8 protein-coding genes are annotated in these 10,651 nt (G+C 54.0%); 5 read left to right on the forward strand and 3 right to left on the reverse strand.

Annotated elements, in window-relative coordinates; all coding sequences use genetic code 11:
* Positions 1-209: 209 nt before the first annotated feature.
* Together Q0294_RS16480 and Q0294_RS16485 are read right to left on the reverse strand one after the other, a co-directional pair.
* On the reverse strand, positions 210-2,759 hold the full coding sequence (locus Q0294_RS16480; RefSeq protein WP_299467644.1) for a DUF1080 domain-containing protein: 2,550 nt from the start codon (positions 2,757-2,759) through the stop codon (positions 210-212).
* 74 nt (positions 2,760-2,833) lie between these two features.
* The gene (locus Q0294_RS16485) at positions 2,834-4,126 is read right to left on the reverse strand and encodes a Gfo/Idh/MocA family oxidoreductase (RefSeq protein WP_299467646.1); all 1,293 of its coding nucleotides are present in this window, start codon (positions 4,124-4,126) and stop codon (positions 2,834-2,836) included.
* 189 nt (positions 4,127-4,315) lie between these two features.
* On the opposite strand from Q0294_RS16485, the gene Q0294_RS16490 reads away from it, so the two are divergent.
* The 3 genes from Q0294_RS16490 (at position 4,316) to Q0294_RS16500 (ending at position 6,262) form a co-directional block, all read left to right on the forward strand.
* Complete coding sequence (locus tag Q0294_RS16490; protein WP_299467648.1) at positions 4,316-5,050, forward strand: AraC family transcriptional regulator; 735 nt, start codon at positions 4,316-4,318, stop codon at positions 5,048-5,050.
* Between the two features lie 106 nt (positions 5,051-5,156).
* Positions 5,157-5,705, forward strand: coding sequence for a pyridoxamine 5'-phosphate oxidase family protein (locus tag Q0294_RS16495; protein WP_299467650.1), 549 nt, complete (start codon positions 5,157-5,159; stop codon positions 5,703-5,705).
* Positions 5,702-6,262, forward strand: coding sequence for a hypothetical protein (locus Q0294_RS16500; RefSeq protein WP_299467652.1), 561 nt, complete (start codon positions 5,702-5,704; stop codon positions 6,260-6,262). The genes Q0294_RS16495 and Q0294_RS16500 overlap by 4 nt, the downstream gene beginning before the upstream one ends.
* A gap of 504 nt (positions 6,263-6,766) precedes the next feature.
* Here the strand turns inward: Q0294_RS16500 and Q0294_RS16505 are convergent.
* Positions 6,767-9,145 carry a redoxin domain-containing protein gene (locus Q0294_RS16505; protein WP_299467654.1) on the reverse strand — a complete coding sequence of 793 codons (2,379 nt, stop codon included), beginning with the start codon at positions 9,143-9,145 and terminating at the stop codon, positions 6,767-6,769.
* Between the two features lie 214 nt (positions 9,146-9,359).
* Here Q0294_RS16505 and Q0294_RS16510 point away from each other — a divergent pair, with 214 nt between their 5' ends.
* Positions 9,360-9,629 (forward strand): MoaD/ThiS family protein, encoded by a 270-nt coding sequence (locus Q0294_RS16510; protein WP_299467655.1) that lies wholly within the window; start codon positions 9,360-9,362, stop codon positions 9,627-9,629.
* 67 nt (positions 9,630-9,696) lie between these two features.
* Positions 9,697-10,651, forward strand: a 955-nt coding sequence (locus Q0294_RS16515; RefSeq protein ID WP_299467657.1) for an exo-alpha-sialidase, incomplete at its 3' end; no start/stop codon positions are given.

Consider the following 10,651-nt stretch of genomic DNA (forward strand, 5'->3'; position numbering starts at 1 on the left):
CCCGCCACAGGGCGCAAATTCCGTGCCGAACAGTATTGGGGCCAGCCGACAGTGGCACACCACAGTGTCGCAACGACGGGGTAACAGGGACTCGTGCCTGCTGTAATTCGGGCCGAGCCGGTTGGGAAAATTAGCCGCAGGGCGTTAGCCCCGGTGGTGCGCCATTGGCAGGGAGCGTTCGAATGAAGAAACGCGATCTGGCCTCTGATTTACAGTTCCCGCAGGCGGACATTGCGATAATGCACCTGATTCACGAGGTTGCCGTGAATCTGTAACGCGATGATCCCTTTCAGCGGAATGCTGGAATCTTCTTCTGTGAAGTCGACCGTCTGCACGCCGTTAATCCAGAGCTGAATCCGTGGCCCTTCACAGCGAATGCGATATGAGTTCCAGTCATCCATGCGAACCGGTAAATCGCGCTGGTCTTCAGGGGGGCCTGCCAGAATTTTTTTGCGGCGGGATTCGTCATACAGGCAGCCCCAGTAACCGGTGCCCAGATCAGCCTGATAACCGCTGACTTCGTGGTGATCGGGAATTTCCGCCGTGCGGATCTGCACGCCGGCGTTCGTCTTGTCGCCGAGTAACTTGAATTCGAGTTTGAGTTCAAAATCGCCGTACTCTTTGTTCGAACGCAGAAACTCGTTGCGTTCGACTTTCTCCGTCAGGCTGCCGGCAACAATTTCGCCGTTTTCGATGCGGAAGATGGCTTCATTCCCGTGCCAGCCGTCAAACGATTTGCCGTCATACAGAGACTGAAATCCGAGGTCTTTTTCGTCCTGCTTCGACTGAGCGGCGATGCGGTCCCGCTGTTGTGCGGCCCGATGTTTGAGGTCCGCATTGGCGGTGGTGGCGATCACCTGCTGCAACGCGTTCTGCATCAGGTCGGCGTCGATGGGGGCACTCTGTTCGGCTAATGTGACAAGCGTGGCACTGGCAGACGGATTGAGCTGTTTGTCCTTCAGGAGCGAAACCGTAAAGTTCACCGCCTGTGGCGTCGGATAACGCCTTAAGATTTCGAAGACCAGATTCTTTTCATCGTTGCGTTCTGCCACCGCCAGCGTATTGCGGCAGACTTCCAGCTGTTGTTCGGCCGTCATGTTAAGCTGTCGGGCGACACGAATATAACCGCGCAGTGAGCGGATCTTGTATTTGTTGTTGTCCAGCGTTTTCGCCAGTTCCAACAGCGGCGGTGCAACATCGATGGTGACCCATTTCCCGAGCAGGTCGGTCGCCGTATTCTGCAACGCATCGTCGTTGGAACGTGCCGCTTCGACGACCGTCTTCAAAGCCGTTTCACCACCAAGGGCCGCCAGTTGATTCAGCAGCAGTTGTTTCTGTTCCGTTGATGCCCCCTGCATGGCAGCCGCCAATGTCTGCGCGGTTTCTTCTAACGGCAAGCGCGAGCAGGCGGCGATGAGGGCGTCGCTGGCGGCTGGATCGTTGACGGTTTTGAGTGTCAGTGCGATCAGCTTCGGCAGATCGGCGGACGAAGTGGTGCCGCCCAGAGCTTGAATGGCCGCCTGTTTGACAGCGGGATTCGTGTGATTCACCAGCTGCAGCAGAGTCGGCGTGATCGAACTGATGCGACACGCGCCCGCCAGTTGCAGACCCGCGAGTTGCTGCGCCAATGCTTCATTCTCCACCAGTTTGCGGGTGTTTTCTTCAATCAGTGTTTTGACTTTTGCAGACGGCTGACTGGAATTGAATGCGACAATGACTGTTTCCGCGGCAGAGACGATTTCCGCATTGTTCTGTTTGAGCAGACCAAACAGATGGTTCAAAACCTGAAGCTGGTCACTTTCTTCCAGAGCAGAGTCGAGTTCGGTCAGCGAATAAATGGCCTGCAGTTTGAGCGACTCAGAACCCTGGGCTGCGGCTTCATGGATCAGTGGCAGCGCTGCGGGATCGTGTGCGAGGCTCAAGGCGGCGATTAATAGTGCTTTGCGCTCGTCAGACAAAGTTTTGTAAGCGTCAACCAAAGTGGGTGTCGCGACTTTACCCAGATCGCGGGCCGCCTGTAAGCCGAAGCGAAAACGCGGCAGGTCTTCCGATTTGAGTTCTTCCGCCAGCAGAGCAAGCCCCGCGTTGCCTTGCAGCACAATCGTCAGTTGCGTGGCTGCCAGATTGATATTTTCGGGGAGATCCGCTTTTCTGACGGCTTCCGCCAGAGCGATGGCCGCTGGTTTGTCTTTGGCGGCCAGCGAACGGGCACACATCAGACAGGCGAAACCGACTTCACGCTGTACTGCAGCGTCTCCTTTGCCAATGGCGGCCTGCAATGCGGTCGCCGCTTCTTTTGTGCCGATGGCTCCCAGCGCATGGGCGGCAGCGATGGCGACTTTGGTATCTTTATCGGCGAGTAAGGGAGTGAGGTCTAACGTCGCGTTTTTGTCTTTGCGCTTGCCCAGCGAATTGATCACGCCGACCAGCAGATCCCCCTTGAGCGCTTTCAGCGATTCTTCCAGCGCTTTGTCTGCTGCAGGACCGGGAATATTTTCGAGAGCCGAGCGGGCGTAGGTCGCCAGTTTTTCATCGCCCAGATATTTGCCAATCGCACCGACTGCAGTCGTATCGCCAATCGCAGCCAGACGACGGCAGGCCATCGCTTTGTCGTATGTGCCGGCGTTCGAGTCGAGTACCTTCACCAGACGGGCCGCTTCTTTGGCGGTGTCTGTCTGATCGTCCGCGCTGGCAGACATGGTATTAAACAGCAGGCAGACGGAAAACAGGAGTACAAAACTGGTTTTATCAGCAGACATGAGCACAGATTCCTCAAGGGAAAAAATGTGTAGATGAGAATTATTGAAACAGCATTCGCAGCAAAAAACGCGAATCAGACGGTCCACGGTTCCCGCATCGCGCGGCTCCGCATGCGGTTGGCTTCGTCGTCGTTCACGAACTCTTCCGTCACGGGATCGAACTGCACTTTGCGTCCCAGCTTCCAGGCGATCGCAGCCGCGTGACAGGCGATGTGCGAACGGGCCATGACATCTTCGTTGGCCGCTGGTTTGGAACGCGTTTTCACACAGTTAAAGAAATCGCGCACATGAATTTTGGGAGACGTTCCCGGAATCGAACTGGGTGAAGGGAGTGAAGCCCGGAGTTCATCCGAGGAAACGGCCGTCTGTCCCGAGTCGCCGGTTTCCACCCAGCCGGCATCACCTTCGAAGCGAACCGGGCAGGTTCCGAGACCGAGCCAGCCGTTGCGACGCATGACCAGTTTCACGCCGTTTTCATACATACATTCGATGACGTTATCGTTGGGAACATCCTTGGGTTCATAAGTCACAGGCATCGTATTGTCGGCGTCGAGTGCCCACTGGCAGATGTCCAGCGTATGCGCGCCCCAGTCGAGCAGTTTCGCACCGGAGTCAAAATCGTAATGCCCGCGCCAGGCGCCATCGACGTAAGCGTGGTTGTAAGGCCGCCAGGGTGCAGGGCCGAGCCACATATTCCAGTCGACCACTTCCGGGTCGGGCTCCGGTTCCGCAGCCAGCCAGTCGTGACGGTCGATCAGTTGATAAATTGAAGCGTGTACGGTGTGAATTTTTCCGAGCTGTCCTGTTTGTGCCAGCTTCGCGGCGTGTGCGAAGTTGGAAACATTGCGGCGTTGTGTGCCTGCCTGGAAAACGCGGCCGGTGCGCTGAATCGTTTCCTGCAGGCGGCGAGCGAGTTCGATGGAAATCGCACACGGTTTTTCGGAGTACACATCTTTGCCGGCTTCAGCGGCCATCATGGAGGCGGTCGCGTGCCAGCGGTCGCCGGTCGCAATCAGGACGGCGTCAATGTCATCGCGGGCCAATAGTTCGCGAAAGTCGCGATAGGTGTCGCATTTCTGATCGCCGTTCTGTTTGTCCGCCATTTCTTTGACGGTCTTGCGTTGATCGGCGCGAACGTCGGCGATGGCGACAAAACGCACATCCGGCTGTTCGAGCATGTGGCTCAATACATATCCGCCGCGTCTGCGAATGCCGATGCCGCCCAGAATAATGCGTTCGCTGGGGGCGACGGTCCCGTTCAAACCAAGCGCGGTGCCGGGAATGATTGTGGGGACTGAAAACACCGTACTGGCGGCGGCCGCCGTCTTCATAAAGTTACGACGATTGAGCGCACTTGGTTTCGTCATCAGATTCTCCTCGAAAGCCATTTCGGAAATGAGCCGAGTTTGTATGTGAAAAATGAATTTTTACTGCGGGAGTAAAACAGCGTCTGCATTGTTTTATTTATTGTAATCTTCGCGGCGGTGTACGTCTTGGAAATTCGAGGCAAAACTGGGTATATTTAGCGCATTCTCTTTTCAGAAAATATTCCATGAATGTCACGCTTCAACAGCAATTCTTTGAAAAAAGTCCCCGGAATTGAGCAGACATGCCGGCTGTTTGCGCATTTGCCCGATGTGTACCTGGTGGTGAAAGACGTCGAGGGACGTTTCATCAAACACAACCGGGCACTATTGGACTGGCTCAAAGTCAATGATGAGAAAGTACTGATCGGCAAGACCGATTTTGACATTCATCCCCGCGATCAGGCCGAAGCGTATCGGCGCGAAGATCGCCGCGTAATGGAAACGCGTGAGCCGCTGGTTGATCTGGTGCATCCGGTGACGGGCGGCGATGGCGCGATGACCTGGTTCCAGGTGATCAAAGAGCCGCTGTTCGACAAACGCGGTCAGGTCGCGGGAGTGGTCGGGATGATGCGCGATTACCGCCGCGCCGGTCTGGCGATTGCCCCGTATCTCGAAATGCAACGCGTGTTCGACTATATCAACGACCATTTCCAGCGCGAGATTGCAGTGAAAGATCTGGCATCGCTGGTGGACCTTTCCACCAGTCAGTTTCAACGACGGTTCCGCAAACTGTTTAATACGAGTCCCGCCAGTTATATCAACCATGTCCGCATTCAGACCGCCTGTCGCCTGCTGACCAGCTCAACCGACACGATTTCACAAATCGCCAACAAGACCGGCTTTTATGATCACAGCCATTTTTCGAAAGTCTTTAAGGCTCAGACCGGCGTGAGCCCGACCATCTATCGGCGGCAATATCAGTAGGCTCTGATCTGTTGCCCCGAACCATTTTTGCCTGAAGACGGTCTGTCTGTTATCATTCGGAAACGATTTTCGAACCGCACCTTAATTCAAGCAGAGCAGACACAGTATGGGACAACGTTTTACAGAACTGTCAGACAAACTGATCGAATTCATCGCCGAACAGAAACTGTTTTTTGTCGGCACGGCAACAGCAGACAGCCGGATTAATGTTTCGCCCAAAGGCATGGATGCATTTCGCGTGCTGAATCCGAATCGCGTGATCTGGCTGAACGTGACCGGCAGCGGCAATGAGACGTCGGCCCATATTCAGCAAGATGGCAGAATGACGGTGATGTTCTGTGCCTTCACGGGCAAGCCCATCATTTTACGTCTTTACGGGCAGGCACGCGTGATTCATCCCTACGACACTGAATGGGCAGAACTGTTTGCGCACTTCCCTGCCATTCCCGGTGCCCGGCAGGTGTTTGATCTGAACGTCGATCTGGTCCAGACTTCCTGCGGCATGGCTGTTCCCTATTTCGATTATGTCGAAGAACGCGAACAGCTCAACACCTGGGCCACCAAACAGGGGGAGGAAGGACTGCACCAGTATTGGCATGACAAAAACCAACAAAGCCTCGACGGAATCCCGACGCATATTCTGGACCGTGAATGATGAAGAACCTGATTCCCGTCGGTTACATTGCGAAGCGAGTAGAGAGCAAGCCTGACTATCTTCAGAGTGATCGGGTCGAAGATATCTACTCCGTCAGCAACTGCATCTCAGATGATTTTTCGTATTATACCGAATACTGGAAGCACAATGGTTACTGGTTCTTCAATTCCCCCGCAGACATCTGGGTATTAGCCAAAGAGCATGATCTTAGCTTAGAAGGTACGAAGCTGTTTTATTATGAAGTTTACGAACTTCAATGCTACGAAGACGACCCTGAATGGGAAACCTTCGAACCGGAAACGTCGTTTGTCACCAACGTGAAAGTCCCTGCTAAGAAGGTGCTTGAGGGATACGATATCGTTTCGTTTTCCCAGGGCAATGCAGCGGAATGCTCTTATCTATCGTGTAATCAGATGGCAGAAAACATCAAAGTGAATCGCCATTGTCTGATCGAAACTTTTGAAGAAGCGAAATCACTTCTTGCACAAGGCGTATTCAAAGGCTGCGAACCGGGGCCGTGTCGCATTTTCGCTGTTTATTCAGTGCCCAACCAGTAATCGTTCTCTTAATACGCCTAAATACATTCGTGTTTTTTCGTGAATTTCGTGGTAGAAATATTTCCATAGCGAACCCTTTTTTGAATACGATGTCGAATACGTGATCAGGCTCGCCGTGTGCCACCGCTCGGCTTGTCCGACGGTGCTCGTTCGATTTCAGAAAAACCGTTCCAACTTGCATTGTCGTAGGGTGCGGCCCTGTGTGGCCGCCTGCAGGGTTGGGGTGTGATTGTACCAACGTTCGAACGGTTTCTCCGGCCCCATTTTACTCGTATCACAAATGGAATCCCAACAGGCGGGCGAGCACATAGGCTCGCCCCTACGATGAATTAGCCGGGTTTTATCCGGGCTCACCCTATCTGATCGTTCAACAGGTCGCATGCACTAAGCAAGCTGTTTCTGGATAGGTTTACGAAAGAGAATCAACCGTTTCGTGGTCGTTCCCAATTCCATTCAGAGCCCACTCCGCAGACTTCCTGTGAACTGCAATGAACTTTTCACGGTTCAAAACACATCTAGAATAAACCCTGGCCGTTCGGCTTTTTTCGGCAGCAGTCGTTGCGCTTCTTTGAGGACGAACTTCGGGTCCATAAACGGTTCGTAGCTGATGTCCTGCCAGAGGACGTTTCCGGCGGCATCGATGATGAAAGTGCCATGCAGGGGTTGCTTTTCAAAATCATCGTACACGTGGAACGCTTTGAAGACATCGAAATTGTCATTCGAAAACAGTGGGATCGGCAGATCCCCTTTGTCGTAGTTTTTGATCGAGGTTTTCAGGCCGTCAATGTTGTCCGTGCTGATGGCCATTAACGGAATGCCCGCTTTTTCGAATTCCTGAACCATCGGCGCGAATGCCTGCAGCTGTTCGGCACAATGCAGACAACTGAAGCCGAGATAAAAAATCAGGACGTGTGGTTTTCCTTTGAATTCCTCAGAGCTGCGCGTTTTTCCGGTCGCGTCTTTGAGCTGCCAGGTCGGCGCGGGCGACGGTTTCCAGCGGAAGGGGCCCAGCGTTTTCAGATCGGGTCGCTCTCCCACATCGGTAGCGGCGACGTTTTCGATGCGCCAGTCAGTTTCGAAACCCAGTTCTTTCGCGATCGGTGCCAATCGAACAAACAATGGCACATCCACATCGAGAGTGCCGGAGAGTTTGCGCAATGTTTCGAATTCTTTTTTCGCGGCTTCTTTTTTATCAGCCTGCCAGAGCAGTTCCACGAGCGTTGCCTGCGGCTGGACTTCATTCTTGTGGGAACCAATCAGCTTCCGCAGGGCCTTTTCCGCTTTCTCCTGTTCGCCCGATTTCCAGAGTACGGAGATCAGATAGACGTCGTCAGCGCCCCCCGCTTTTTTCAACAGTTCGTGACCGGCTTTGAAATCCCCCTTGGCGATGGCCTGATGCCCTTTTAAGGCATTCAGCGGGGCTTCCAGTTTTTTGATTTTTGCGGCAAACGGTTTGCCGGCATTTTCGATGGCGGTTTTAATCGACCCCTCGAATCTGGTTGCTTTAACGTCTTTCGTTTCATCTGGTTTACGTGCAACGACGGGGGTGGCGTCTAACTCCGCCTGTTTTTTTTCGGCCTGCAACACATCAATGCGTTTCTGCAGGTTCGCCAAAACGGCGTCCCCTTCTTTGATTTTTTTCGACTGATAATAGGCGAGCCCCAGATAACGCAGACGCGTGAGCTGTTCCTCTTCGACGTCCGTCGGATCTAAATACGGTGTCTGGCTGAGGGCAATCAGTTCGTCCCACATTTCATAAGTACGGAGGATCTGCAGCAGTCGCATGCGGCCGTACTTTGCGCTGCCCCGTTTTTTGAGCGTATTATATTTTGGATGCTGAGGCAGTTCGATCATGTTTTTAGCGAGCGCGACGGCATCGTGCACGCGGCCGATAAAAATCAGATTGCGAATCAGCCATTCGTTGTTATGGGCGTAATTGTGAATCTCATCGGGCATCACAGAATCCCGCATCATATGGGCGTGATCGACGCGAGCCGAGGCTTCCTGCTGCCAGACGGCGTCCTGATAACGATTCAGTCTTGAGTAAATGTGCCCGGGCATATGCCACATGTGGGCGATGCCGGGGGAAGACTGCCCGCATTGCGCGGCCGAGGTCAACGCGGTTTCCGGTTTGCGGTGATCCCAGAGATGAATGCGATAGTGATGCGTGGGGTGCATCGGATTCACGGCAAAAATGTCCTGCAACAGCGCTTCCGCGGCGATGTAACTGGTGCTGGAGGAACGCGTGTTATACAGGTGGACGGCCAGAAACGCTTTCGCTTCGAGATCGTCCGGATATTCCAGAATCAGATCTTCCATCGCTTTGGTATAGGCTTCGTCCCGTTCTTTGGATTTTTTCTTGTCAGCGTTGATATAGGCTTCGAGGGCTTTGATATATTTTTTTTCGCGGGGGCTGGTTTTGTCGATCCGTTTGTTCGCTTCTGCGATGAAGCCTTTGGCCCGTTTCTCGTTTTTCAGATTACACATCGCAGCGCCCCAAAAGGCCATGGCACACTCGGGATCTAAATTCGCAGCGTGTCGGAAGGAGCGTTCGGCTTCCAGATACCAGAAACCGTGTAACTGGCCTAAGCCCTGATCAAGGAACTTCTGTGCTTCCGGATTTTTGACGGTCACATCAAAGTGCACGTCCCCCGTATTCCCCATTAAGTAAGCGGCCCGACGCGGACCTTCATTGAAGACTTCGCCGTGGTACGAATGGCCGGCCAGAACGTCGTCGGCCTCTTTGGACTCTGGCTTGGCATCGGTCGCTGCTGCTTTGTCAGCGCTCCAGGCGACGCTGTTTGACAGGCACAACAGGCAGGTGGCTGCGAAAGCCAGGCAACTGATTTTACGAAACGCAGCAGGCAGGAAAATATTCGTCATGGTCAACTCTTATGAGTCAGAGGAATCAATTGGAAAGCAGAGGAGGGAATCACGCGCATTGGGTTTCATTTTACCGGCACTACTTTCCCAAAGTCGATAGCCCGAGCTGATTTCACCGGGCAAATGCAGGAAAGATGCAGATTGACTGATATGGCAAAATCACTGCCGAATTTCATTTGCTTCATTTATTTGTACAGTGTAGCATACTCAGATTATGGTCCGAGTCTATTTTACTGCCAATCTGGAACGACACCTCTCCTGTCCCGAAGCCACCGTTGCGGGTGCTTCGGTGCGTGAAGCGCTGGACGCGGTGTTTGAAACTCAGCAGCAGTTAAAGGGTTATGTACTCGATGATCAGAGTCGGCTGCGTCAGCATATGGTGATTTTCGTGGACGGCAAAACGATTGTCGATCGGGTTCACCTGAGCGATGCAGTCTCGCCCGACAGTGAAATTTACGTGATGCAGGCGCTCTCCGGCGGTTAACTGAAATCTCCCTTTATTCACTCAATCAGAATTCACTCAATCAGATCCAGGTTGAAAGGTGCCTCTCATGACTTCTCCCGTTCTTGTTGCCACACGCAAAGGTTTATTTCGACTCGAACGCGGCGCGAACGGCTGGTCGATCGGTCGGCACGATTTCGAAGGCGAGAACGTGTCGATGGTGTTGCACGATCATCGGGACGGCACGACGTATGCGGCCCTGAATCATGGTCACTTTGGGGTGAAGCTGCATCGCAGCACTGATGCCGGCGCGAACTGGGAAGAGTGTGCGGTTCCCGTTTATCCGGAAGGGGCCACGATCGCGGCGCCCCCCTTTTCCACAGACGCTGAACCGAAGCCTGCCAGCCTGAATGAAATCTGGGCGCTCGAAGCCGGCGGCGCCGATCAGCCGGAGCGACTCTGGTGCGGTACGATTCCCGGCGGCCTGTTCCGCTCGGATGATCGTGGCAGTTCCTGGCAGCTGGTGGAATCGTTGTGGGATGTGCCTGAACGACAACAATGGTTCGGCGGCGGAAAAGACAATCCCGGCATTCATTCGATTTGCGTTCATCCGGAAAACAGTCGGCACGTCGCGCTGGCGATTTCCTGTGGCGGGGTCTGGGTATCGGAAAACGATGGCGAAACCTGGACCTGTAAAGCGGACGGGATGCACGCGGAATATATGCCCCCCGATCAGGCGGGTAACCCCAATATTCAGGACGGTCATCGGATGGTGCAGTCGCCGTCTCACCCCGATACATATTGGGTGCAGCATCATAACGGCGTGTTCCGCACGACCGACGGTGCGAATTCGTGGCAGGAAGTGACCGGCATTCAGCCGGCGAAATTCGGTTTCGCCGTCGCCGTACATCCGCAGCAGCCGGATACCGCGTGGTTTGTGCCCGGTGTCAAAGATGAGTGCCGGGTTCCTGTGGACGGCAAGTTTGTGGTCGCCCGCACGACCGATGGCGGCGTGACTTCTGAAGTGCTCACGAACGGTTTGCCCGGAAAACACAGTTACGACA

The sequence above is a fragment of the uncultured Gimesia sp. genome (genome assembly GCF_937919775.1).
Classification (GTDB): domain Bacteria; phylum Planctomycetota; class Planctomycetia; order Planctomycetales; family Planctomycetaceae; genus Gimesia.